The 23,612-nt window shown below is 69.7% G+C and carries 21 protein-coding genes; 9 read left to right on the top strand and 12 right to left on the bottom strand.

The genetic code is table 11. From position 1 onward, the window contains the following. Positions 1 to 59: 59 nt before the first annotated feature. A complete protein-coding gene (locus ACFOSH_RS34835; protein ID WP_449224204.1) occupies positions 60 to 2,864 on the bottom strand; it encodes a BTAD domain-containing putative transcriptional regulator in 2,805 nt (934 codons plus the stop codon). Positions 2,865 to 2,930: 66 nt separating this feature from the next. Here ACFOSH_RS34835 and ACFOSH_RS34830 point away from each other — a divergent pair, with 66 nt between their 5' ends. Further along, positions 2,931 to 3,875 carry an o-succinylbenzoate synthase gene (locus ACFOSH_RS34830; protein ID WP_378244323.1) on the top strand — a complete coding sequence of 315 codons (945 nt, stop codon included), beginning with the start codon at positions 2,931 to 2,933 and terminating at the stop codon, positions 3,873 to 3,875. A 59-nt stretch (positions 3,876 to 3,934) separates the two neighbouring features. Here ACFOSH_RS34830 and ACFOSH_RS34825 read toward each other — a convergent pair whose 3' ends face one another. The 4 genes from ACFOSH_RS34825 to ACFOSH_RS34810 all read right to left on the bottom strand — a co-directional run bounded on the left by ACFOSH_RS34825 (position 3,935) and on the right by ACFOSH_RS34810 (position 7,279). Next, positions 3,935 to 4,843: a M23 family metallopeptidase gene (locus ACFOSH_RS34825; RefSeq protein WP_378244321.1), complete on the bottom strand. Its 909-nt coding sequence runs from the start codon at positions 4,841 to 4,843 to the stop codon at positions 3,935 to 3,937. A gap of 158 nt (positions 4,844 to 5,001) precedes the next feature. Next, complete coding sequence (locus tag ACFOSH_RS34820) at positions 5,002 to 5,637, bottom strand: hypothetical protein (protein WP_378244319.1); 636 nt, start codon at positions 5,635 to 5,637, stop codon at positions 5,002 to 5,004. 77 nt (positions 5,638 to 5,714) lie between these two features. Beyond that, on the bottom strand, positions 5,715 to 6,509 hold the full coding sequence (locus ACFOSH_RS34815) for a transporter substrate-binding domain-containing protein (protein ID WP_378244317.1): 795 nt from the start codon (positions 6,507 to 6,509) through the stop codon (positions 5,715 to 5,717). Beyond that, a complete protein-coding gene (locus tag ACFOSH_RS34810; RefSeq protein WP_378244315.1) occupies positions 6,509 to 7,279 on the bottom strand; it encodes a nucleotidyltransferase domain-containing protein in 771 nt (256 codons plus the stop codon). The genes ACFOSH_RS34815 and ACFOSH_RS34810 overlap by 1 nt, the downstream gene beginning before the upstream one ends. 128 nt (positions 7,280 to 7,407) lie before the next feature. On the opposite strand from ACFOSH_RS34810, the gene ACFOSH_RS34805 reads away from it, so the two are divergent. Both ACFOSH_RS34805 and ACFOSH_RS34800 read left to right on the top strand, forming a co-directional pair. Beyond that, positions 7,408 to 7,632, top strand: a complete 225-nt coding sequence (locus ACFOSH_RS34805) for a PspC domain-containing protein (protein WP_378244313.1) — start codon at positions 7,408 to 7,410, stop codon at positions 7,630 to 7,632. Between the two features lie 237 nt (positions 7,633 to 7,869). Further along, entirely contained in the window at positions 7,870 to 9,561 is a 1,692-nt protein-coding gene (locus tag ACFOSH_RS34800) for a hypothetical protein (protein WP_378244311.1), read from the top strand. Positions 9,562 to 9,839: 278 nt separating this feature from the next. Here the strand turns inward: ACFOSH_RS34800 and groL are convergent, their stop codons facing one another. The 5 genes from groL to ACFOSH_RS34775 form a co-directional block, all read right to left on the bottom strand. Then, complete coding sequence (gene groL / locus ACFOSH_RS34795) at positions 9,840 to 11,468, bottom strand: chaperonin GroEL (protein ID WP_125782140.1); 1,629 nt, start codon at positions 11,466 to 11,468, stop codon at positions 9,840 to 9,842. Positions 11,469 to 11,722: 254 nt separating this feature from the next. Further along, positions 11,723 to 13,189, bottom strand: a complete 1,467-nt coding sequence (locus tag ACFOSH_RS34790) for a serine/threonine-protein kinase (protein ID WP_378244309.1) — start codon at positions 13,187 to 13,189, stop codon at positions 11,723 to 11,725. 110 nt (positions 13,190 to 13,299) lie between these two features. Beyond that, on the bottom strand, positions 13,300 to 13,506 hold the full coding sequence (locus ACFOSH_RS34785; protein WP_005164266.1) for a cold-shock protein: 207 nt from the start codon (positions 13,504 to 13,506) through the stop codon (positions 13,300 to 13,302). A 114-nt stretch (positions 13,507 to 13,620) separates the two neighbouring features. Beyond that, entirely contained in the window at positions 13,621 to 14,244 is a 624-nt protein-coding gene (locus ACFOSH_RS34780) for an AIM24 family protein (RefSeq protein ID WP_378244307.1), read from the bottom strand. A 4-nt stretch (positions 14,245 to 14,248) separates the two neighbouring features. Next, on the bottom strand, positions 14,249 to 14,926 hold the full coding sequence (locus ACFOSH_RS34775; protein ID WP_378244305.1) for a TIGR00266 family protein: 678 nt from the start codon (positions 14,924 to 14,926) through the stop codon (positions 14,249 to 14,251). 75 nt (positions 14,927 to 15,001) lie between these two features. Here ACFOSH_RS34775 and moeA point away from each other — a divergent pair, with 75 nt between their 5' ends. Next, positions 15,002 to 16,195, top strand: coding sequence for a molybdopterin molybdotransferase MoeA (gene moeA, locus ACFOSH_RS34770; RefSeq protein ID WP_378244303.1), 1,194 nt, complete (start codon positions 15,002 to 15,004; stop codon positions 16,193 to 16,195). A gap of 93 nt (positions 16,196 to 16,288) precedes the next feature. On the opposite strand, the gene ACFOSH_RS34765 is transcribed toward moeA, so the two are convergent. Both ACFOSH_RS34765 and ACFOSH_RS34760 read right to left on the bottom strand, forming a co-directional pair. After that, complete coding sequence (locus ACFOSH_RS34765; RefSeq protein WP_378244301.1) at positions 16,289 to 17,524, bottom strand: MFS transporter; 1,236 nt, start codon at positions 17,522 to 17,524, stop codon at positions 16,289 to 16,291. After that, complete coding sequence (locus tag ACFOSH_RS34760) at positions 17,521 to 18,084, bottom strand: ArsR/SmtB family transcription factor (protein WP_378244299.1); 564 nt, start codon at positions 18,082 to 18,084, stop codon at positions 17,521 to 17,523. The genes ACFOSH_RS34765 and ACFOSH_RS34760 overlap by 4 nt, the downstream gene beginning before the upstream one ends. A gap of 80 nt (positions 18,085 to 18,164) precedes the next feature. Between ACFOSH_RS34760 and ACFOSH_RS34755 the strand changes: the two genes are divergently transcribed. The 5 genes from ACFOSH_RS34755 to ACFOSH_RS34735 all read left to right on the top strand — a co-directional run bounded on the left by ACFOSH_RS34755 (position 18,165) and on the right by ACFOSH_RS34735 (position 23,571). Continuing rightward, on the top strand, positions 18,165 to 18,455 hold the full coding sequence (locus tag ACFOSH_RS34755) for a GlsB/YeaQ/YmgE family stress response membrane protein (RefSeq protein ID WP_378244297.1): 291 nt from the start codon (positions 18,165 to 18,167) through the stop codon (positions 18,453 to 18,455). Between the two features lie 476 nt (positions 18,456 to 18,931). Continuing rightward, positions 18,932 to 19,660 carry a phosphatidylserine decarboxylase gene (locus ACFOSH_RS34750; protein WP_378244295.1) on the top strand — a complete coding sequence of 243 codons (729 nt, stop codon included), beginning with the start codon at positions 18,932 to 18,934 and terminating at the stop codon, positions 19,658 to 19,660. Between the two features lie 3 nt (positions 19,661 to 19,663). Beyond that, entirely contained in the window at positions 19,664 to 20,635 is a 972-nt protein-coding gene (gene pssA, locus ACFOSH_RS34745; protein ID WP_378244293.1) for a CDP-diacylglycerol--serine O-phosphatidyltransferase, read from the top strand. A 193-nt stretch (positions 20,636 to 20,828) separates the two neighbouring features. Beyond that, complete coding sequence (locus ACFOSH_RS34740; protein WP_378244291.1) at positions 20,829 to 21,194, top strand: hypothetical protein; 366 nt, start codon at positions 20,829 to 20,831, stop codon at positions 21,192 to 21,194. A gap of 97 nt (positions 21,195 to 21,291) precedes the next feature. After that, positions 21,292 to 23,571, top strand: coding sequence for an AAA family ATPase (locus ACFOSH_RS34735; protein ID WP_378244289.1), 2,280 nt, complete (start codon positions 21,292 to 21,294; stop codon positions 23,569 to 23,571). The last annotated feature ends 41 nt before the right edge of the window (positions 23,572 to 23,612 follow it).

Raw genomic sequence — 23,612 nt, 5'->3', positions numbered from 1 at the left:
CGGGCGTACTCGCGTGCTGCTGTTACTGGGGGTCGGCACGCCGGGCGCCCGTGCCTCGCTCAGCTTTGGCCGGCGACGAGCGACGCGAGCTTCGTGCGGACGTCCTCGGCGTCCGGATGCGCGAGCTCGGTCAGCACCCGGACCGAACGCAGCCAGCAGTCCCGCGCCGACGAGGGATCGCCGAACCGCAGATGGATTCCGCCGAGCTGGGCCAGCACGTCGGCCGCCTCGTAGAGCTCGCCGTGGGCGAAGAACATGTCGACGGCCCGCTTCATACAGGCGATGCCCTCGCCGTGCCGGCCGAGCCCGACCAGCGCGGTCCCCTTGGTGTGCAAGGTGAAGCGGGCTTCGTCGGGGAGCGCGTGCGCCTCCAGCGCCAGTGCCTGGTCGGCGAAGTCGAGCGCCTGCTCGAAGCGGCCGGCCTGGGTGCAGATGTCGCCGAGGGCTTGCAGCGCGCTGGCCTCCATGCCGGCGCCGACGTTGGACTCCCGGATGAGCGCCAACGCGCGCGTCCCGTATTCCCAGCCGGTGTCGGGGTCCTGGCTGGCCAGCGTGAGGTTGTAGAGCGCCCGTGCCTCGCCCTGCCGGTCCCCGACCTGCCGTTGCAGCTCGACGACCTGCTTGAGGTAGGCGATGCTGTCTTCGTACTGGCGGGCGACTCCGCAGGCCACGCCGAGTCCGCTGAGCATGGCGGCCTCGCCGGAGCGGTCCCCCAGATCGCGAGCCGCGCGGAGCGCGACGCCGAACACCGAACGCCAGTCCTCCAACCGGGCCCGCACGATGAAGTACGACTGAAGCAGCCATGCAAGCTGCCAGCACTCCCGGAATCGCCGCTCCCGGTAGGCGACGTTCACCGCGGCGATGAGGTTTCCCGCCTCCTCGTCGAACCAGTCCAGCGCCTGTTCGTAGTGCCCGAACTTCAGCCCCGCGCCGTCGAACCGCTCCGGGTCGACGAGCCGGTAGTGCCGGTCCGAACGCAAGAGCCTCGACGCGTTCAGCGCGGAGGCCAGCGACGCGTGGAGCAGCCTGTCCAGCACTGCCGTCCGCGCCTCGGGCCCGTCGATTTCCGCCGAGAGTTCGGCCGCGTAGGCGCGGATCAGGTCATGGAACTGGTATCGGCCGGGTCTGGCCCGCGCGATCAGATGCGCGGAAGCCAGTTTCGCCAGGTCGGTGTGTGCTTCCGCGATGTCGATCCCGGCCACCGCCGCGGCCGCGGGCACGCTGAAGTCGCCGCCGGTGGGCAGGCCGAGCAGCCGCAGCAGCCGCGCCGCCCGTTCGTCGAGCGCGCGGTACGAGTACGAGAACACGGCCCGGATGTTCGTCTCGTCGCCGTCGGCGAGGTCGAACGAGTCCAGTCTGTCCTGTTCGGCTTCGAGCAGCCGGACGAACTCCCGCAGCGCGAGATCCGGGAACTGCGCCGCCCGCACCGCGAGGATCCGGATGGCCAGCGGCAGCCCGCCGCAGTACCGGACGAACCGTTCCGTGGCCTCGGGATCCTCGGTGACCCGGTCGAGCCCGATCGTCGAGGCGACGAGGGCGATCGCGTCCTCGTCCGGCAGCTCCTCCAGCGCGACGCGCCGCGCGCCGTGGGTCGCCACGAGCGCCTGCAGCTGCCAGCGGCTGGTCACCAGCACCAGGCAGCCGGGGCCGGGCAGCAGCGGCCGGATCTGCTCGGTGCTCGCGGCGTTGTCGAGCAGGATCAGCATCCGGCGGCCGGCGCTGTAGGTGCGCCAGGTCGCCGCGCGGCCGTCGACGTCGGCGGGGATCCGGTCGGCGGGGACACCGACGGACACGAGCATGGTTTCGAGCGCGGTGGCGGCTTCCACCGGCTCTCCGGGACCGTATCCGCGCAGGTTGAGATACACCTGACCGCCAGGGAAGCGTTCTCCGACCTCGTGCGCGAAATGGACGGCGAGCGTCGTCTTGCCGATGCCGCCCATGCCCTCGATCGAGGCGATGGACGTCGACCACTCGGTTTCCAGCGCCTCCGGGACGAGTCCGTGCAGCGCCTTGAGATCGCGCTGGCGGCCGGAGAACACCCGGAGATCCGCCGGAAGCTGACGCGGGATCAGCGGTTCGGCGCCGAGGCGGTACCGCGTCAGCTCGGAGTCCAATGTGGTCTCGACGGACTCTTCGCCGGTCAGGATCGCCTGGTGCGCCCGCTGCAACGACGCGCCGGGGTCCAGGCCGAGCTCTTCGGCCAGCACCGCGCCGATCCGGCGGTAGACGTTCAGCGCCTCGGCCTGCCTCCCCGAGCGGTAGAGCGCGATCATCAGCTGCTCGTGCAGCCGCTCCCGCAGTGGGTTCTCGCGGCACAGCCTGGTCAGCGTGGGGACGACGGCGGCGTGGTCGCCGAGGGCGATGAGCGCGTCCGCCCACTGCTCGCGGACGCGAAGCCGCTCTTCGCCCAGCTGGTCGGCTTCGTCCCGAAGGAGCGCTTCAGAGTGGACGTTCTGCAGCGCCGGGCCCCGCCATTCGGACAGCGCGGCGGCGAACCGATCCGCGGCCTGACGCAGGTCACCGTCCCCCGCGGCCTCCGCTCCCGCCGCGGCGGAGGCGCGGAAACGGGCGAGGTCGAGCAGGCTCTCGTCGAGTTCGAGCAGGTAGCCGCCGCGTTCGGTGCGGATGGTGACCTCGTCGCCGAGCGCGCGGCGGACCCGCAGGATGTAGGTCTGCAGGGCGCCCTTGGACCGGCGCTGATCGTCCGGCCACAGCCAGCGGCCCAGCTCCTCGACCGGCACCACCGTGTTCGCGCGCAGCACCAGGCCTGCCAGCACGATGAGCGGTCTGCTGCCGCCCAAGGGCACCGGCAGCCCGTCGGCCGTGACCTCGGTGGGTCCCAGCACGCGAAAGTCGAGTGCCACGTCGCTCATTCTGTCCGGAATCGCGCGAAACGGCACGCGATTCCACCGGTGGCATGATCGGTGCCGATGGACGTCTACTCGATCCCCCTGCGCACGCGGTTCCGCGGCATCACCGTCCGTGAAGGACTGTTGATCCGCGGCGAAGCGGGCTGGGGCGAATTCTGCCCGTTCTCCGACTACTCCGACACCGAAAGCGCGCCATGGCTCGCGTCCGCGCTGGAGGCGAGCGAACGCGGGTGGCCGTCGCCGGTGCGGGAGAGCGTCGAGGTGAACGCGACCGTCCCGGTGGTGTCCCCGGAGAAGGCGTACGAACTCGTGTCCGCGTCGGGCTGCCGCACGGCGAAGGTGAAGGTCGCCGACCCGCGGGTGAGCCTCGCCGAGGACTGTGCCCGGGTGGAGGCGGTGCGGTCGGCGCTGGGTCCGGGAGGCGCGGTCCGCGTCGACGCGAACATGGCCTGGGACGTGGACACCGCGATCAAGGCCATCGGCGAACTGGACCGCGCGGCGGGCGGGCTCGAATACGTCGAGCAGCCGTGCCCGTCGATCGAGGAGCTGGCCGGCGTCCGGCGCCGGGTCGGCGTGCGGATCGCCGCGGACGAATCGATCCGCCGGGCCGAGGACCCGCTCAAGGTGGCCGTCGCGGGGGCGGCCGACATCGCCGTGCTGAAGGTCGCGCCGCTGGGCGGGGTCCGGCGGGCGCTGGAGGTGGCCGAAGCCTGCGGCCTGCCGTGCGTAGTGTCCTCCGCCGTCGAGACGAGCGTCGGGCTCGCCGCCGGACTGGCGCTCGCGGGCGCACTGCCCACTTTGGACTTCGCCTGCGGACTGGGCACGATGTCCTTGCTGACGGGTGACGTCTGCGGGACTTCACTGTCCCCTGTGGACGGACGCCTGCCGGTGCCGCTTCAGGCTCCCGCGCCCGACCTGTTCGCCGGTCACGCAGCCGCTCCGGACGTCCGCGCGGCTTGGGAGTCTCGCTTCACTCGCGTCCGCGCCCACCTCCCGACGCTATGAAAGGTCCTTTCCTTGCAAATTTTGCAAGGAAAGGACCTTTCATAGCGCGTGATACGGGATCAGCCGCAGTGTTCCAGCGGGGATTCGTAGCTGGAGGACCCCGCCGAGCCGCCCCACTTGACGCACTTCGCGCCCGCGGCCGCGCTCACCGGGCCCGCGTAGTACTCGAAGCTGCCGGAATCGGTCTTCCTGGCCGCGCCTTCCACTTCGAGGAAGGCCGAAACCGCGCTGGCCGCACCGACCGAGGTGGACTTGATGGTGGTGACGCAGTTGTTCTTGCTCGTGCCGTTGTACAGCAGGTACGTGGTCGCGGCGCTGCCGAGCGCCTGCGAGTCGATCACCTTGTAGCCGTCGCCGCACACCTCGACGGCGTCGTACGGGTTCGGGTTCCCACTGCCGCTGCAGGTGTTCTTGGAGGTCACGTTGGCGTTGGGGTAGCCGAACTTCACGCCGTTGAAGTACGCGGGCTTGATGTTGTCGGGCCACAGGGCGTCGTTGGTGCGGACCTCGTAGTGCAGGTGCGGGCTTATGTTGTTGCCCGGCTTGGAGGTGTTGCCGACCTCGCCGATCTTCTGCCCCTGCGTGACCTGCGCGCCGGCCGCGACCGAACGCACCTTCAGATGCGCGTAATAGGTCGACCATCCCCCACCGTGGTCGACCTTCACCAGGTTGCCGAAGCCGTTCTCCGAACCCTGGTGCGCCGAGGTGACCACCTTGCCGGCCGCCGCCGCGACGACCGTGTCGCCCAGGTCCGCCCCCGCGGAACTGCCACGGTTGAAGTCGATTTCGTACGCCCGGTGCGCGCTGCTGTTGTCGTTGTCGCCGTTCCACACCTGGTTGCAGGGGAACGGAAGCTGGAAGTTGGGACGCGGCCCGACGGCGGCTTCGGCCGACGTCGCGGTGATCGCCAGCCCGGCCATGCCCAGCAACGCGGTGGCGGCCGCGGTGACCACTCGTCTGAGTCTCATCAGAATGTCCTTTCTCGGCGTTTCGCGAGAAGCGTCCCGAAAGGGCGTACAAGCGAGATACAAACGACCACGAGCCCTCCTGGCCGAGGGGACCAGGAGGACTCGTGCCGCCGCCGCACCGGATCTGTTCGCGCCTTCCCCGATCCGGTGCGGGTGTCTCAGCCGACCCGCTCGATGGTGGCCCGGCGGATCAGGAACTTGCCCGGTTCGCGGACCTGTTCGAAGGCCGCGTTGTTCAGCAGCGCGCAACTGCCGGAAGTGCCGGTGACCTCGACGGTCGTGGACTTGTCGTTGTCCAGGTTCGTCACCTTCAGTTTGGTGCCCTCGGGGAACTCGCCGCTGGACGCGGCGGGCGCGCCGCCCTCGCCGGACAGCGTCACCGTGGAGCCCTGACAGACGACCTCGCCGCCCCCCGCGGCCGCGTCGTCCTGCCCTGCCGCGTCCTTTTCGGCGGCCTTCTCCGCTTCGTCGGCGGCTTTGTCCTGCTCCTGTTTCCCGCCGTCGGCCCGCACGTCCTCGGCGCAGCCCGCGGTCTGGCGACGCTGCTGGATGAGGTCGACGACGGCCTGCCGATTCCCGATCCGCGCCCCGGAAAGAGCGTCCGGCTTCGCTTGCTGGTCCGCGATGAAGTTGAGGTTGTTCCGAAGGGCGGTGTCCAGTCCCTGGCAGCTTTCCGCGGCCTGCCCGTCCGGAGTGCTGACCGCGAACATCGCCGCGGCGATCGCGGCCACCCCGAGGACGGACGCGATGCCGATCGTCGCCCGTTTGCGGTGTTTCCCGGCGCTGTTCATCATCCGTGTTCCTCCGGTCTGGTTCCTCCTCACCCACATCCAGAGATACGGCCGGATAACGAAAGTGGTTCAAACCGGTTTCAGCCGAGCCACGGCTTCGCGATGCGCGCGTAGGTACCGTCGTTCAGCGCGAGACGCAGCCACTGATCGGCCCATTCCTTGAACACGACGTCGCGCGGCAGGAGGTACGCCTTCTCCGAGAAAGTGAACGGCTCGTCGGGATGCACCGCGCACAACCGCGGGTTCTGCTTTGCCTGCCAACGGGTTTCGGTCGCGTCGGTGATCATCAGGTCGGCGCGGCCCGCCATGATCTCGGCGAAGATCGTGTTGTTGTCCGGATGCCGCACGATGGTCGCCCGCTCGATGTTGGCGTCGGCGAACTGTTCGTTGGTACCGCCCGGGTTCACGATCGCCCGGACGCCCGGCTGATCGATCTGTTCCAGCGTCTGGAATCGTTTTTCGTTCTCGCACAAAGTGATCGGGGTCTTGCCGTCACGAAGATAAGGAACGGTGTAGAAGCCCTTCTTCGCCCGGTCCAGGGTCACCGACACCCCGCCCATCGCCAAGTCGCATTCGCGCCCGACGGCGTCAGCAAGCGCCTTCCAAGTGGTCTGGACCAACTGGAGCCGGACGCCGAGCCGCCGGGCGAGATCCCCCGCGAGGTCGATGTCGATCCCGCTCCACGCGCCCGCGGCGTCGCGATAGGTGAACGGGCGGTAGTCCCCCGTCGAGCACACGCGGATCTCGCCGCGCGCCTGGACGGCGTCGAGCCTGCTTCGCGCGCCATGGCCTTCGGGCACGGCGCCGGCCGTGCCGATTCCCAGCACGGTCAGCACCGCGACCCCGAAGATGAGCGCTTTCGCCTTGATCGTCATCAAGGCATCTTCCACGTCCTCAGGTAGGCCTGCACGAGCCAAGCGTCGACCCAGCCGGTGTCCGGCTCGTCCGGCAGCGGCGACGCCCCGCGCACCAGCTCGTCGAGCCGGCGCTCAAGCGATTCGGCCGCTTCCAGTGCCTCCTCGCGGGTTTTCTTGCCCTGCCTCAGATCCCGGAGCCAGCCCAGCCACGGCTCAGGGACCGGCAGCGTGATCCGCCCGGTCTCCAGCAGCTCCACGCCCTGCACGCCGAGGCGCACCATGTGCATGGCGAACTTCGTGTCGAAGCCGTACTTCTCGATCAGCTCCGGCCTGCCCGCCTTGCCCCGCAGCCCCAGCATCCGCTCGCGCTGGGCGCGGGAGTAGCCGAGGAACCGCAGGCCCGCGCGGCGCGAGACGATCCGGTGCGCGTTCTCGCGCAGTTCGGCGCCGAGCTCGTCGATCGCCACGATCTCGGCTTCCGGCACGAACAACGGCAGCAGCACCGTCGGATTCCCGTTGAGCGCGAGGCGCAGCCACTTGCGCAGCGAGTAGACGGTCAGGTCGAGGTCGCCGGGACCGGACCGGACGCCTTCGGGCCGCGTGCGGAAGATGTACTGCTCGAACCGCTTCAGGCCGATCACGTGGCTGGGCGGCTCGACACAGATGCCGAGCTCGTCCCGGTCGTCCTGGCCGAGCACGGCGGTGCCGTGCAGCCCGGACCCGACCTGGCAGCGCAGGATCGTGCCCTGCTCGGCGATGGCGGCGAATTCGGGGCTGTCGTGTTTCACCCGAGAAGTCATACCGGCGCGCCCACCCGGCGGGCATCCGATTTTCGGGGTCTCAGGGTCGGATTCCAGGGTCGTCCCAGGGCCGTTCCCCGATGTGCCGAGGGTCGGTCCCAGGCGAGTATCGATCCATGACGAACAGCGTGTACACCCCTCAGGCCACCAAGAAGCTCTACCGCAGCCGGACCGACAAGATGCTCGCGGGCGTCGCCGGCGGCTGGGCCGCCTACCTCGGCGTCGACGCCGCGATCCTGCGCATCGCCCTCGTGGCGGGCATCTTCTTCACCGCCGGATTCGCGATCCCGCTCTACGCCGCCGCGTGGCTCCTGACTCCGGAACAGCCGGGCGAATCCTGATCGGGGGCGGACGTCGCGCGCAGGGGACGCGGCGTCCGCCCGTCCCGGATCGCGTTTAGCCCGCTAAACGCGATCCGGCGACAGGGGGCAAGGGGGTAGGGGGCAAGGGGGATGGACGAAGGGCCCGGACATGGGGATGTCCGGGCCCTTCGCTTTTTCGGAGTTCGGGCGCGGAAACCCGGCATCGCCGTTACACTTCGCTTGCCTTTGTCACAGGGAGCGGAAGCGGGGGCCTCCATGGCCGACAAATATCTCAGTCTCAGCGAGTACAAAAGAATGCTTGACGGCGCGCTGGACGACTTCCACAAGGCGCTCACCAAGCGCTGGTCGGAAGACGCCGTCGACGCCATGACGCATCTCTCGCCCGCCGTCCCGTGCTCGGCGGAGCCCTGGGCCTGGCAGTGGCCCACCGAAGCGTACGGGCACCTGTCGGGCTCCGAGGATTTCTGCGGATACCTCACGTGGGTCGAAGACGGCATGCTCGGCCACTACAAGGACGTCCACTGCGACGGTCACAACCCGCAGACCGGGATGACCGTCGAGTGCCATGTCGACCGGAACCTGGCACAGATCGAGCGGCTGGCGTGGAACCGGCGGCAGGAGATCGCCAAGTTCGTCCCGCAGCTGGAAGGGCCCGACCTCGCGAAGCTCGAGGCCGCCCACAACACGTTCCTGAACGTCGCCGGCAACCTCGGCTTCCAGGACAAGAACGGGCGGGTGACCGAGCTGCTCGGGCAGGGCGCGGTCGTCCGGAACGTCGAGTGGCTGGACGGTACGACCAGCGAGAACGAGGAATGGTTCATCCAGTGGACCGGACTCGCCGCGGCGCAGTTCCGGGCCGGGTTCTTCGCCTCGATCGCGCCGACCATGCTGAACCAGGCACTCATCCTCGCCAGCCTGTCCACCCTGTATTCCACGCGCGCCGCGACGATCCAGGCGACCCGGCTCAACATCGTCAAACGAATCATCTGGGCCACCAAGAAACTGGACGAGAAGGTCACGCTCAAGGTCTTCACCGCGGACGCGATCCTGGAGAAGGTCGATCGGGTGCAAGCGATCCACGGGATCGTGAGCAGCCTGCTGTCCGCGGGGGCGAAACTCAGCAAGGTCGTGAACACCGTCAACGAGGCGGGCGGGAAGTTCCTCGGCCCGGCCGGCGCCGTCCTCACCCTGGCAGGCTTCGTCGGCGGGGTCATCAAGGGACTCAGCGTCGAGCAGGACGCCATGTCCCTCCAGGACATCCTGCAGAAGCTCACCACCTCGATCCAGGATGAACACAACGCGTTGTCCGGCCTCGAATCCGACTTCGGCGGGGACGTGCTGGCCCTGCAGAAGGCGATCGCCGGGGTGCACAGCTACAACCTCGAGCTCTACGACCTCACCGCGAACACGCTGCCGAACCAGACCGACCGCGCGAAGTACAAGGGGATCAAGGTCGAGGTCCACTTCCTCCTGAGGGTGGCGCAAACCTGCTTCGAAGCGGCACAGGGATATTCGGATCAACTGCGGATCCTCGCCGGGGCCGACGGCGCCGACCGGCACCTCGCGGGCCGCGACGAGCAGACGTGCACGGGCGACGACACGACCTTGGAGATCCGCGACGCCGTCGAACAGTTCATGAGGACGAGTTGCGCGCGGTTCCTTCTCGCCGGTGAGCAGCTCAGGAAGGCGGCCGAAGCGTACGCCAAAACGGACGGCGAGCTCTCGGACGATCTCAAGAAGACGTTCGCGGCCTGGGAAAACGCCACCAAGGACCGGAACAAGATCGACCCCAATCCGGAGACGGCCGAACGGGAAAGCGCCGCCAAGGAAGCGGGCGGAACCGACCGGACGAACCTCGAACCGAGGAAACCTTCGGAGCCGAACTCCACCAACCCGTACGAGAAGGACCGGCGGAACCAGGGCGGCAAGTACGTCGTCGAGTCGTGAGTGGGTCGTTGTGGCCAGCGAGAGCGTGATCTGTCGCCCAGGGTGAGAGGTGTGGGGAAATAGGGACGTGTTCCACACAGTCGGAGCCGCAGGGCCGGTGCCGCCCAGAGTCGCTGATCGCCCGACGAACACGCCGACTCGCCACTCACGACCGCCCCCTGCCCCCTCAGGGCCTCGTGAGTGGTAACTGTCGTTAGAACGACCCAAAACACTCACGACATAAGAAAAGCCCGGACGCGCGAGGCGCGTCCGGGCTTTCCGGTGTTACGGGCTCGAACTCAGAAGTCCATGCCGCCCATGCCACCGGACGGGTCGGCGGGAGCGGCCGAGGCCTTCTCCGGCTTGTCCGCCACGACGGCTTCGGTGGTCAGGAACAGCGCCGCGATGGAAGCGGCGTTCTGCAGCGCGGAGCGGGTGACCTTCGTGGGGTCCGGCACGCCGGCGGCGAGCAGGTCCTCGTAGACACCGGTGGCGGCGTTGAGGCCGTGACCCTGCGGGAGGGACTTGACCTTCTCCGCCACGACGCCGCCTTCGAGGCCGGCGTTGATCGCGATCTGCTTGAGCGGCGCCTCGACGGCGACCTTGACGATGTTGGCACCAGTGGCCTCGTCGCCCTCGAGCTTCAGACCGGCGAAGGCAGCCTCGGCAGCCTGGATGAGAGCGACGCCACCACCGGCGACGATGCCCTCTTCGACGGCGGCCTTGGCGTTGCGCACCGCGTCTTCGATGCGGTGCTTACGCTCCTTCAGCTCGACCTCGGTGGCGGCACCGGCCTTGATGACGGCCACGCCGCCGGCCAGCTTCGCCAGACGCTCCTGGAGCTTCTCGCGGTCGTAGTCCGAGTCCGAGTTGTCGATCTCGGCACGGATCTGGTTGACGCGACCCTGGATCTGGTCGGCGTCGCCCGCGCCCTCGACGATGGTGGTCTCGTCCTTGGTGATGACGGCCTTGCGCGCCTTGCCCAGCAGGGAAAGGTCCGCGTTCTCGAGCTTGAGGCCGACGTCCTCGGAGATGACCTGGCCACCGGTCAGGATCGCGATGTCCTGCAGGATCGCCTTGCGGCGGTCACCGAAGCCCGGGGCCTTGACGGCGACGGACTTGAAGGTGCCACGCATCTTGTTGACGATCAGGGTGGCCAGAGCCTCGCCCTCGACGTCCTCGGCGATGATCAGCAGCGGCTTGCCGGACTGGATGACCTTCTCCAGCAGCGGCAGCACGTCCTTGACGGTGGAGATCTTGGAACCGAAGAGGAGGACGTACGGGTCCTCGAGCTCGGCTTCCTGACGCTCCGGGTCGGTCACGAAGTAACCGGAGATGTAGCCCTTGTCGAAGCGCATGCCCTCGGTGAGCTCGAGCTCGAGTCCGAAGGTGTTGCTCTCCTCGACGGTGACGACGCCTTCCTTGCCGACCTTGTCCAGCGCCTCGGCGATGAGCTCGCCGATGGTGCGGTCAGCGGCCGAGATCGAGGCGGTAGCAGCGATCTGCTCCTTGGTCTCGATCTGGACGGCCATCTTGTGCAGCTGCTCGGTGATGGCCTCGACGGCCGCCTCGATGCCACGCTTCAGGCTGATGGGGTCGGCCCCGGCGGCGACGTTGCGCAGACCCTCGCGGACGAGAGCCTGGGCGAGCACGGTGGCGGTGGTGGTGCCGTCACCCGCGACGTCGTCGGTCTTCTTGGCAACTTCCTTGACGAGCTCGGCCCCGATCTTCTCCCACGGGTCTTCGAGCTCGATCTCCTTGGCGATGGAGACACCGTCGTTGGTGATCGTCGGCGCGCCCCACTTCTTTTCGAGCACGACGTTCCGGCCCCGCGGGCCGAGGGTCACCTTGACGGCTTCGGCGAGGATGTTCAAGCCACGCTCAAGACCGCGGCGGGCGTCCTCGTCGAACGCGATCAGTTTGGCCATTTCGGTGTGGTCCTCCGGTATTGGGCGCCGCCGCACGCTTACTGCTACAGCGCGGCGGCAGGACTCTTCCTCGGCCAGGCTCGGTGCCCGCGACGGACGACCCACCCGATCAAGGGTGCGGCCTCACCGTCCCGACCTTCAGGCGAGCGGTCGGTGACCGCCTGCCTGGCACTCGACGGCGTCGAGTGCCAATACCGTGTTTAGCACTCTCCAGGGTCGAGTGCAAGAACCGCAGGTCAGCGGGGGCGCTTTTGTCAGTTGCCCGGTTTGATCGAGATCGACGTCGGCGGAGCCTTCGCCGACGACCCCGGGGCCTGCGACTGCGAGTTGCCGGGGCCGACCGGGATGTTCGGCGCGGTGGTCTGCGGGCCGTTGCCGCTGCTCGAGTCACCGAAGACGAGGATCGCGGCGACGATCGCGCCCGCGACCACGAGGACGCCGACGATGATCCAGATCCACTTGGCGCCGCCGCCCTTCTTGGGCTGCTGCCGGAAACCGCCCTGCTGCTGGGGCGGCGGGCCGTAACCCGGAGGCGGACCCTGCTGGAAGCCACCCTGCTGCGGGAACCCGCCTTGCTGCGGCGGCGGCCCGTAACCCGGGGGCGGTCCTTGCTGGTAGCCGCCCTGTTGGTAGCCACCCTGCTGCGGCGGCGGGCCGTAGCCGGGCGGCGGGCCCTGCGGGGGCGGGCCTTGCGGCGGGGGACCCTGCGGTCCCGGCCCCTGCTGGCCGTAGCCGGGCTGCTGTCCTCCGTACGGGTGCACGGGGCCCCCCTCTCCCTGTGGCGGCGTGTGCTGCCGTGGCGCCTGCTGCGGTACCGCCTGCTGGACGGTCGCGGCCGCCGCCTGCCCTGGCGGGCCCGGAGGCTCGTTCGAGGTCGCGAGCGGGCCGAGAGCGCGCCTGGCGGCCGCGATCATCTCAACACAGTTCGGGTAGCGATCCGCGGGATTCTTCGCCATTCCCTTCCGGACGACCTCGTCGATGCCGGCGGGCACGCCGACGATCCGCGAGATGGCCGGGGGTTCCCCGTTCAGATGACCCTTGATGACGGTCTGCACGTCACCCTTGAAGGGCGGGCTGCCGGTCAGGCAGGCGTAGAGGACACAGGTGAGCGCGTACTGGTCGGTGCGGCCGTCGAGCGGCTCGCCGCGCAGGTGCTCGGGGGCGGCATACGTCGGCGAGCCGAGGAAGTCGCCGCCGCGGGTCCGGTGCCCGGTGGCGCCGCGGCGGGTCAGGCCGAAGTCGGCGACGTAGACGTGCTCGCGCGAGGTCTCCTTGCTGGTGACCAGGACGTTGGCCGGTTTGACGTCGAGGTGCACGAGACCCCGGTTGTGCAGGGTGTCGAGCGCGTCGGCGACCTGGTCGAGCATGGTCAGGGTGCGGACGGGCGCGATCGGGCCGCCGGAGATCAGCCCGGCGAGATCCCCGCCGTCGACCATCCGCATGGCGATGTAGAGCATGCCTTCGAGCTCGCCGAAGTCGTACAAGGGCACGACGTTGGCATGGTCGATCGCGGACGTGTTCCGCGCCTCGTCGACGAAGCGTTCGCGGAACTCGGCGTCGGCCCCGAGGTGATCACCGATGACCTTCAGTGCCACCTTGCGTCCGAGCCGCACGTCCGTGGCCTTGTAGGTCACGCTCATGCCGCCCTTGCCGAGCACACCGTCGATGCGGTAGTTGCCCAGCCGGCGACCGGTCAGGTCCCCCGACTCATCGCCTGTCACGCAGCGCAGCCTAACGCGCCAGTTCCCGGGGCCGCCGGGGGTCGCCTCAGAATCCGGCTCCGCGGCGCGTCAGCGCCTCCGTTGAGGGTGGCGGCGGGGCATGGATGGACTTAGGAGACCTTGCGTACGTCCGCTGCTTGACTCCGCCCGTCACGCCCGGACTGGACTTCGAATTCCACGCGATCACCCTCGTCGAGCGTCCGGAATCCATCGGCCTGAATGGCCGAGTAGTGAACGAAGACGTCGGGCCCTTCGGTGGATTCGATGAATCCGTAGCCCTTTTCCGAGTTGAACCACTTGACGGTGCCGACTGCCACGGCGCACTCCCTCAGCACGGGACCCGCCGACCCTGCCTGCCCCGGACGGCGGTTTCGAGTGCAGTTCACGCTACCCGAATTACCGGCGGCGGCAATGCTCAATTCGTCCCAAGGTCACCCGCGAGAAAGCCGCCTGTTGCGCGCTTGCACGAGGACGCGTCCTGGTCCTGCGAAGTCCAGCGCGAGCCCTTCACCGGTGCGGACCGACTGCGGTCCGGACTGGTCGACGGCGCGGAGACGGCACTGCACGGTGTCCGGGTAGGCCAGCAGGAAGTCCGGCCGCACGGTGACGAGTTCGCCCGCGGTGAGTTCGAAGGCGTCGACAGGGCCTTGCGCGGCCAGCACGAGCGGACCGCTTCCGCTGTAGTGCTCCAGGAAACCGGAATCGGCGCCGAAGAGCTTCTGCAGCGGCGCCCAGCCGGGGTCGGCCCGGATGGTCGCCGGCCGGGCGAGGATCGCGTCCCGGCTCACGCACCAGCCCGCGCCGCCGGTGAACTCCAGTGGGTAGACGTCTCCGGCGGTCAGCGGCGCGAAGTCGATCCAGCCGCCGCCCTCGGGCGCGTTGAACACCGACGGGGCGGCCTTACCCGCCCGGGAGCCGCCGCGCGCGGGCACGGTTTCGGTGATGCCGAAACTGCTGGCCAGCATGGTGTCCCCGGCGGCCTGGACGGCCTCGCCGGGGGACAGCAGCACACGTGCGACCCCGAAGTTCGGGGTGTGCCTCGTCTGGATCCGCATGCGCTCAGCGGGTGGGGACCTGGGCGATCACCCAGGCGGACAGCGCCGACGGGTTGCGGGTCTGGGTGAGCAGCTGGCCCGGTCCGGCGAAGTCGAAGACGAGGCCTTCACCGCTCTTCATCGACTGGATGACGCCGGTGGCGACCTTGCGGATCTGGTACTGCACGGTGTCGGCGAACGCGACGACGTGCCCGGTGTCGATGGTGATCACCTCACCCTGCTGGAGGGTGACCGTCTCCAGCGCGCCGTAGCAGGCCACGACCAGCGGGCCCTGTCCCGTCGCGTGGGTGAGGAAGCCGCCCTCGCCGCCGACGAGGTTCTTGAGCCCACCCCATTTGGTCTCGGTCTGCACGCTGTGGGACGACGCGAGCCACGAGCCGCGGGTGACGCACCAGCCGGTGCGGCCGTCGAGGTTGATGACCTGCATGTCGCCCGGCAGGTTCGCGGCGACGTCGACCCAGCCGCCGTTCTGCGGGGCGGTGTAGGTGGAGATGAAGAAGGACTCGCCGGACAGGAAGGCGCGGCCGAGGCCCTTCATGATGCCGCCCTGCGCCTGGGACTGGACCTGCACGCCGTAGCTCGTCGCCATCATCGCGCCGGACTCGACCTGCGCCGGTTCGCCCGGCGCGAGCATGAGCCTCGCCACCGCGAACGATGGCTGGTGACGGATCTGAACCTGCATGTCTTCTTCTCCCCGGTGGTTCGTTGTGACGCGCAGAGTGTTGCATGCGGGCCCCGAGGCGGGAGGATGGTCGGCGTGATCTCCGTCGACGCCCACCGTGAGACCGTCACCGGCCTGCTCGGAACCGCCCCCGTCATCCGCCTTCCGCTCGCCTCCGCCGCCGGGCTCGTCCTGGCCGAAGATGTGCACGCGGGAGTTTCGCTGCCACCGTTCGACAATTCCGCGATGGACGGTTACGCCGTCCGCGCCGAAGACGTCGCGGAACCGCCGGTGACGCTGCCCGTCGCCGACGACATCCCCGCGGGCCGCGTCGAGATCGGGAAACTGGAGCAGGGGACGGCGCACCGGATCATGACCGGCGCCCCGTTGCCGCCCGGCGCCGACGCGGTGGTGATGGTGGAGCACACGGACGGCGGCGTGACGGACGTCCGGATTCTCAGGACGGCCGTCCTGGGCGCGCACATCCGGCGCCTGGGCGAAGACGTCGTCGAGGGCACGGTGGCGCTTTCGGCGGGGACGGTGCTGGGCCCGGCGCAGCTGGGGCTCGCGGCGGCCGTCGGGCTCGCCGAGGTCCCCGTGTTCAGGCCGGTGAAGGTGCTCGTCGTGTCCACCGGGACCGAACTCGTCGACGCGCCGGAACCGTTGCGGCACGGGCAGATCTACGAGTCGAACAGCATCATGCTGGCGTCCGCGATCCGCGCGCTCGGCGGCGAGGCCGAGGTCGTGCGCAGTGTCGTCGACGACGTGGACGAGTTCCGCGCGGTGATCGAGCCGCGGCTGGCGGACGTGGATCTGCTGGTGACCTCGGGCGGGGTCAGCGCGGGCGCGTACGAAGTGGTGAAGGACGCGCTGACCGGGCAGGGCGTGGAGTTCCGGAAGGTCGCGATGCAGCCGGGCGGGCCGCAGGGCTGCGGTCGGTGGAACGGCGTGCCGGTGGTGACGCTGCCGGGCAACCCGGTGAGCGTCCTCGTTTCGTTCGAGGCGTTCCTGCGGCCGGCCTTGCTGGCGGCGATGGGACATACGGGCGTCGACAGGCAGCAGGTGCGGGCCCGGCTGACCGAGGCGATGAAGTCCCCCGCCGGACGGCGTCAGTTCCGGCGGGGCTTCTACACGCCTTCCGAGGGTGAGGTCACCGGGATCGTCGGACCGCGAGGCGGGCCGGGCTCGCATCTGCTGGCGTCGTTCACGCAGGCGAACTGCCTGATCGTGCTGCCGGAGGACGTGGACTCGGCCGAGCAGGGCGACGAGGTGACCGTCCTCCTGCTCTGACGCCCACCCCACCCCCGCAATTAGTCACCTACTTGCGTGGTCGCGTACCTGCGCCAGTGTCGTTGTCGCGCAAGTAGGTGACTAATTGCGGGGTCAAGCCGGGAAGTCGCGGAGCCGTCCGATCGGCGTGAACAGCAGGGCGAAGACGGCGACGACCTCCAGCCCGGCCATCATCCCCAGGGTCTGCCGCACGCCGGCGATCTCACCGAGGAGCCCGCCGAGCAGGCCGCCGAGCGCGATCGCGCCGAGGCTCAGCATGGACATGCTCGCGGTGACCCGGCCGAACATCTCCGCCGGGACGTAGCGCTGTTTGAAGGTGGCGTTGAGGACGTTCGAGCCGACGACCCCGGCGCTGAGCGAGAACCCGGCGACGACGAAGAGGGCGAGCCCCCAGCCGCCGTTCGCCAGCGGACCCAGCGACATCACCAGCGATCCGGCCCCCTCGCTGAGCACGAAAGCGCGCGCGGTGCCGATCCGCGCGGCGAGTTTGCCCGACAGCGCGGCGCCGAAGACGCCGCCCGCGCCGACGAGCGCGAGCACCAGCCCGGCGGTTCCCGCCTCCACGCCGAGTTCGCGGACGAGGAACACGACCTCGATCGACTGGTAGCCCATGAGCGCGACGTTCGAGACCGCGCCGAAGACCGCGAGAACACGCATGTACGGGTCGTGGACGACGAACGCGAGGCCGTCGCGGATCTCGTCTCGCAGCCGCGAGCGTTTCTTCGCCGGGCGTTCGGGCTCGCGGTACCGGATGGAACGCAGGCACAGCACGGAAATCCCGAAACTGACGGCATCGGCGAGCACTCCGGTGACCGCACCGAAACCCTGCGCCAGGAGACCGGCCAGCCCCGGTCCGCCGATCTGCGCGACGGATTCGCTGCCCTGAAGCTTTTCGTTGGCCTCCTGAAGCTGCTCCTTGTCGACCAGCGAAGGCAGGTACGCGCGGTACGCGACGTTGAAGAACACCTTGGCGGCGCCACCCGCCAAAGCGACGACGAGCAGCTGGGTCATCGTGAGCAGGCCGGACCACGCGGCGATCGGGACGCTCAGGAACACCAGCATGGAGAAGGTGTTGCACGCCAGCATGACCGGCCGTTTCGGCCATCGGTCGACCCAGGCGCCGGCGGGCAGGCCGATCAGCAGCCACGGCAGCCAGGCGGCCGCGGTCAGCAGGCCGACCGCGAAGGTGCTCGCCTGCAGGGTGACCACCGCGACCAGCGGCAGCGCGACGACGGCGATCGAACTGCCGAGCACGCTGGTCGTCTCCCCGGTCCACAGCAGCCGGAAATCCCGGGAGCGCAGCAATCCGCCGCGTTCGCGGGCGGTCACGGCCGGGCCGGGACGGCTCGGGTGGAGATGAAGACGGGGCGGCGTTCCTGGCCGTCGTCGGGGAGCTCACGGCCACTGTAGGACTTGATCAGCTCGTGGACCTTCTGCTCGAGTTCGGCCAGTTCGGCGACCGACATCTTCGCCCAGCTGTCGGTGGCGAAGGCGGCTCGATGCCACTCTTCGGGATAGGTCTCGCGTTCGGCGAACCATTGGCGCGCCATGGAAACCTGGCGTTCGAGGGCGAGGGATTCGGCGGCGGCCGCGACCGGGTCGTCGGGGAAGTCCGACGGCGACCAGGAAACCGCGTACCCCACGCGGCGCCACCAGCGCTCGCGCCGGTCGCGGGCGAGCTCCGGCGCTTCTTCGACCAGGTCGCCGGCGGCCAGCACCTTCAGGTGGTGACTGACGTTCCCGACCGCCTGCCCGGTCCGCTCGGCGAGCACGGACGCCGTGCAGGGACCGTCGAGGCGGAGGACGTCGAGCAGGCGGCGCCGCAGCGGATGCGACATCGCGGCGAGCACCTTCGAATCGTGGACTTCGTGGACATCACGGTCGGCCATAACGCACAACAGTAGTTGCACAAGAACTCTTGTACAAGTCCTCTTGTGCGCTACTCCATCCGCGTCGGTAATCTCGGGGCATGGGTTTCTTCTCGTGGATCGTGTTCGGCGCCATCGCCGGCTGGCTGGCCAACATCGTGGTGGGCGGGCCGGACCGGCGGGGTGGCTGCTTGTTCAGCATCCTGATCGGCGTGCTCGGCGCGGCACTGGGCGGTTTCATCTACCGGCTCGCGACGGGGACCGAGCGGAGCTTCGAGTTCGACTTCCCCAGCTTCGGTGTCGCCATTCTCGGTTCGATCGTGCTGCTCGCCCTGCTGCGGCTGGTGCGCGGCTCGGGACGGCGCGACTCGCGGCCGCCGTATCGTCGGTGATCGCGGAGTGACCGTTGGTAACGGTTTTCTCGCGACCGGCGATCACCGGCGTCCGGCGAACTAGAGTGGGACGTTCGCTCAGTTCCAGTGGCCGCTTCCGGGTGCATGTGCCGTCGGGGGGCATATGCACCCGGACGCTCGCGCCTCGGCGATGAGCGAGGCGGCGCGGACGGGGTCGATGAGCGCAGGCATGGGCGCCGCCGAAATGTCCCTCTTCCAGGCTCGGAACAGCTCGGCGAGTCGCTCGCCTGCGGAGTCCGGGCTGGCGGGCATTCGCGGGTCCTCAAAGTCGTCTGTCGGCGTCAATTACCTAGAGTCATCGCTTATTTCGACCTTCCGTTACCGGGATGTGGTCCCTCCCACCCTGGCCGGGGAAACCCTTCCGGGGGAGGCCACGGCCCGGCCCCGGACAGGGCGGTAGCGTGGTGGCTCTTCCTGCCCCAACCCCCCGACACGAACTGCGGTGAACCCGACCAATGAGCGGCAACCGGCCGGAATCCACTGGAAACCCACTCGCGCACGCCGTGAAGCTGGCCCGCGAGACCGTTCCGCCGATGCACCCGGCCGGCAGGCCGTTCGTGTTCGGCGGTCTCGCCGCGACGCTGGTGCTGCGGAGGTTCTCCAAGCGCCTCGGTGTCGTCGGCGCGCTCACGACGGCCGCCACGGCCGCGTTCTTCCGTGAGCCGAAGCGTGTCCCGCCCGCACAGTCCGGCCTCGCGGTCGCGTCGGCGGACGGCCTGGTCTCGCTGATCGAGGAGGCCGTGCCGCCGCCCGAGCTGGGCCTGTCCGCCGAACCGCGGATGCGGGTGAGCGTGTTCCTGTCGGTGTTCGACGTGCACGTCCAGCGGATCCCGGCCTCGGGTGTGATCGAGCGGGTCGCGTACCGGCCCGGGAAGTTCCTGTCCGCGGACCTGGACAAGGCGAGCGAAGACAACGAGCGCAACTCCGTGCTCATGCGCACCGAAGACGGTCACGAGCTCGTCGTGGTGCAGATCGCCGGGCTGGTGGCGCGGCGCATCCTCTGCGAGATCCGCGAGGGCGACAAGGTCGGCGTCGGTTCGACGTACGGCATCATCCGCTTCGGCTCGCGAGTCGACCTGTACCTGCCTCCGGGCAGCAAGGTCCTCGTCTCGAAGGGCCAGCGCACGATCGGCGGCGAGACCCCGATCGCCGAGCTGCCCTCGGCGCCGCACTCGGAAGGCTGATCCATGGTCCGCGTGACCACTCCCGGCGTGCGGCTGCTGCCGAACGCCATCACGGTGCTCGCTCTGTGCGCCGGTCTGTCGTCGGTGCAGTTCGCGCTGATCGGCAACTATCCGATGGCGATCGCGTCGATCGGGATCGCCGCGGTGCTCGACAGTCTGGACGGCCGGATCGCGCGGCTGCTGGACGCGACGTCGAAGATGGGGCAGGAGCTCGACTCGCTGTCCGACGGCATCTCGTTCGGTGTCGCGCCCGCGCTGGTGCTGTACGTCTGGCACGCCGAGGGCGAGCGGATCGGCTGGGTGGCGTCGCTGATCTTCGCGGTGTGCATGATCCTGCGGCTGGCGCGGTTCAACACGCTGATCGAGGACACCGAACAGCCGCCGTACGCGGGCGAGTTCTTCGTCGGTGTGCCCGCGCCCGCCGGTGGCCTGCTGGCGATGCTGCCGCTGATCCTGGAGCTGCAGTTCGGGCAGGGCTGGTGGTCGCACCAGTACACGGTGTGGGTGTGGACGATCGCCGTCGCCGCGCTGCTGATCAGCCGGATCCCGACGCTTTCGCTGAAGACCGTGAAGGCGCCGGCGAAGGCCATCGCGCCGCTGCTGGTCGGGGTGGGCCTGCTGGCCGCCGCGATCATCCAGTTCCCGCTGATGGCGCTGGCGATCGCGCTGGTGCTGTACCTGGCGCACATCCCGTACTCGGTGTACCGGCAACGCTGGCTGGCCGGTCACCCGGAGGCGTGGATGGCGCCGCCGCGGGAACGGCGCGCGATCCGGCGTTCTTCGAGCCGCCGTCGGCTGGGCCTGCGCCCGCCGCTGCGGCGCGTGGTGGCCGGTGCCGCCCAGCGTGTCCGGCTGCAGCGGGGCGAACAGCACGTCGCACGCGCGCCGCGCACCCTCACCAACGACAAGGACCGGGACGGCAGCCGAGGCCCGCGGCGACGCTCGTGGCGCCGGATCGGCCTCCGGAAGCGCTGATCCGCGGTTATTTCGCAGCTATCGAGGCGTGGCGGGGCTTGCCTGGTTTGAGCGCTTTGCGCGACTTCGCGAGGGGGTCGTGAGTGGCAAAGAGTGTTCTAACGCTCTTTGCCACTCACGACTCCACGCAGAACCGTGCACACCGACATCAATCGGACATTCAACGCCCCGAAGCATCCTCGCGGCCACGGGCATGCTGCTCGACGCCCAGCGCTGGGTGATCGTCCGCGCCGAGGCGATCCCGACCATGGCCAAGTACGGCCACCTGACGACCGAAGCCGTCATGCGGCCGGCCCGCCACCTCGTCGACAACCTCGGGCGCGTCCCGGCCCTCGCGATCCCCCGCATGGTCGGCCGCCCGCCCTCGGGCCCCGTCATCCTGAACGGCTACTACGGCTCGGCGTACCCGGGTATCTGGAGCTTCCAGCTCGCGCTGCGGTCGAAGGGGCTCGGCAGCTCGATGTGCGCGTACCACCTGCCCACACGCGAAGCCGAGGTCGCCGAACCGCTCGGGATCCCCGGCGACGTCGCGCAGATCAACCTGCTCGCCGTCGCGTAAACGACCCAGCGCGACTTCTCCCCCGCCGTCCGGCGACCCGCCCGGGAGATCCTGTCCTTCGACCGCTGGGACCGGTCCGCGTAGATAGGGTGGCGGGGTGAGCGCACCCCAGATCACGCTGACCGTCCGGCACACCCCGTCCGCCTTGGACTCCCGCCGCGGCGTCGTCCGGCTGCACCCCGAAGTCCTCGACGCGCTCGGCCTGTTGGCCTGGGACGCGGTCCGCGTCACCGGCGCGCGGGTCAGCTCGGCGCTGGCCGCCCCGTCGGACGCGGCGGGGATCCCCGGCGTGATCCTTCTCGACGACGTCACGATGTCGAACCTCGGCGTGACCGAGGGGTCGGAGGTGGTCGTCGCGCCGGCGGAGGTGTCGGCCGCGAAAACGGTCACCGTGGCGGGCTCGCGGATAGCGAGCGTGTCGCTCTCCCCGCACACCCTGCGGCTCGCCCTGATCGGCAAGGTGCTGACCGTCGGCGACGCGGTTTCCCTGCTCCCCCAGGATCTCGCGCCCGCGCCGGGCTCCGACGTCCCCGCCGTCCGCGGCCAGCTTTCCCGCGCCATCGGCATGACGTGGACCAACGAACTGCTCACGGTCACCGCCACCGAGCCGTCGGGACCGGTCGCCGTCGGACCGTCCACTGTGGTCAGCTGGCGTGACGGCGCCCGCACCGGCGAGGCCGAGCCCGCCGCCGCTCCGGCCCGCGCCGGGACGACGCTGGTCCGCAGCACGCCCGCCACCCCGCACGAGGATTTCATCGACGCCGAGATCGTCGAGGACGAGCAGATCGACGAGGTCGCCGAGGAATCCGTGCCTCCGCTGTCGGATCTCGCCGGTTCCGAATCGGCCGCGCGCAAGCTCGCCGAATGGTTCGACCTGGCCTTCCACCGCCCTGAGCTGCTGGCCAAACTCGGGACGTCGGCGCATCTCGGGGTCCTGCTGTCCGGGCCGGAGGGCGTCGGGAAGGCGACGCTGGTCCGCGCCGTGGCGCAGGCCGAGAAGGTGCGCGTGGTGTCGCTCGCGGCGCCGAACATCGCCGTCCTCGACCCGAACGTGGCCGCCGCGCGGCTGCGGGAGGCCATCGAGAACGCCACTCGCGACGAAGAACCCGCCGTCCTGCTGATCACCGACATCGACGCGCTGCTGCCCGCGTCCCAGCCGCCGCCGCTCGCCACGGTCGTCCTCGACGACCTGCGCAAGGCCTTGCGCAACAAGGGTTTCGCCGTCATCGCCACCACCGGGCGGGCCGAGTCGGCCGATCCCCGGCTGCGCGCCGCCGACCTGCTCGACCGCGAGCTCGGCCTGCCGCTCCCGGACGCGAAGACCCGCACGGAGCTGCTGCGTGTGCTCCTGCGCGAAGCCCCGCTGGAGTCCGGCGTCGACGTCGGCCCGATCGCCGAGCGCACCCCCGGCTTCGTGGCCGCCGACCTCATCGCGCTCCGCCGTGACGCCGCCCTCCGCGCCGCGTTGCGGCAGCGTGAGGCCGACGAGCCGCGGATCTCCCAGCAGGACCTGCTCGACGCGCTGACCACCGTCCGCCCCATCTCGATGTCCACTTCGGACAATCTGGCCACCGGCGGGCTCACCCTCGACGACGTCGGCAACATGACCGACGTCAAGCAGTCGCTCACCGAGGCGGTGCTGTGGCCGCTGCGCTACCCGGACTCGTTCGCCCGCCTCGGCGTCGACCCGCCGCGCGGCGTGCTGCTGTACGGGCCGCCCGGCGGCGGCAAGACCTTCCTGGTCCGCGCGCTCGCCGGCACCGGCGCGCTGAACGTTTTCGCGGTCAAGGGCGCCGAGCTGATGGACAAATGGGTCGGCGAGTCCGAGCGCGCGGTGCGCGAACTGTTCCGCCGCGCCGCCGAGGCCGCGCCGTCGCTGATCTTCCTCGACGAGATCGACGCGCTCGCCCCGCGCCGCGGCCAGTCCTCGGACTCCGGCGTGTCGGACCGGGTCGTCGCGGCCCTGCTGACCGAACTGGACGGTGTCGAGCCGATGCGCGAGGTCGTCGTGCTCGGTGCGACGAACCGGCCGGAACTGGTCGACCCGGCCCTGCTGCGGCCGGGACGGCTGGAGCGCCGCGTCTACGTCCCGCCGCCGGACGCGCACGCGCGTGAGGCGATCCTGGCCGCCAGCGCCAAGAACACGCCGCTCGCGTCCGATGTGGACCTCGCGGCGTATGCGGCCACTTTGGACGGTTACTCGGCGGCGGACTGCGCGGCGCTGATCCGGGAGGCCGCGCTGACCGCGATGCGGGAGTCGCTGGAGGCCAAGGAGGTCACCGCCGCGCATCTGACGAAGGCGGCGGAGACTGTGCGGCCGTCACTCGACCCGGCCCAGCTCGCGGCGCTGGAGGCGTACGCGCGGAACCAGGCCTGAGTACGTGAAAGGGCCCTCTTCCTCGCGAGGAAGAGGGCCCT

This window comes from Amycolatopsis speibonae, assembly GCF_042647925.1.
Lineage (GTDB): Bacteria > Actinomycetota > Actinomycetes > Mycobacteriales > Pseudonocardiaceae > Amycolatopsis > Amycolatopsis speibonae.
The sequence above is the reverse complement of the archived record's forward strand: the minus strand, read 5'-3'. Positions and strand labels throughout refer to the sequence as shown.

Bases quoted from the DNA above. Each gene is read 5' to 3' on its own strand.
- ACFOSH_RS34830 (WP_378244323.1), top strand. From the start codon at position 2,931: ATGGACGTCTACTCGATCCCCCTGCGCACGCGGTTCCGCGGCATCACC.
- ACFOSH_RS34825 (WP_378244321.1), bottom strand. From the start codon at position 4,843: ATGAGACTCAGACGAGTGGTCACCGCGGCCGCCACCGCGTTGCTGGGC.
- ACFOSH_RS34820 (WP_378244319.1), bottom strand. From the start codon at position 5,637: ATGATGAACAGCGCCGGGAAACACCGCAAACGGGCGACGATCGGCATC.
- ACFOSH_RS34815 (WP_378244317.1), bottom strand. From the start codon at position 6,509: ATGACGATCAAGGCGAAAGCGCTCATCTTCGGGGTCGCGGTGCTGACC.
- ACFOSH_RS34805 (WP_378244313.1), top strand. From the start codon at position 7,408: ATGACGAACAGCGTGTACACCCCTCAGGCCACCAAGAAGCTCTACCGC.
- ACFOSH_RS34800 (WP_378244311.1), top strand. From the start codon at position 7,870: ATGGCCGACAAATATCTCAGTCTCAGCGAGTACAAAAGAATGCTTGAC.
- groL (WP_125782140.1), bottom strand. From the start codon at position 11,468: ATGGCCAAACTGATCGCGTTCGACGAGGACGCCCGCCGCGGTCTTGAG.
- ACFOSH_RS34780 (WP_378244307.1), bottom strand. From the start codon at position 14,244: ATGCGGATCCAGACGAGGCACACCCCGAACTTCGGGGTCGCACGTGTG.
- ACFOSH_RS34775 (WP_378244305.1), bottom strand. From the start codon at position 14,926: ATGCAGGTTCAGATCCGTCACCAGCCATCGTTCGCGGTGGCGAGGCTC.
- ACFOSH_RS34760 (WP_378244299.1), bottom strand. From the start codon at position 18,084: ATGGCCGACCGTGATGTCCACGAAGTCCACGATTCGAAGGTGCTCGCC.
- ACFOSH_RS34755 (WP_378244297.1), top strand. From the start codon at position 18,165: ATGGGTTTCTTCTCGTGGATCGTGTTCGGCGCCATCGCCGGCTGGCTG.
- ACFOSH_RS34750 (WP_378244295.1), top strand. From the start codon at position 18,932: ATGAGCGGCAACCGGCCGGAATCCACTGGAAACCCACTCGCGCACGCC.
- pssA (WP_378244293.1), top strand. From the start codon at position 19,664: ATGGTCCGCGTGACCACTCCCGGCGTGCGGCTGCTGCCGAACGCCATC.
- ACFOSH_RS34740 (WP_378244291.1), top strand. From the start codon at position 20,829: ATGCTGCTCGACGCCCAGCGCTGGGTGATCGTCCGCGCCGAGGCGATC.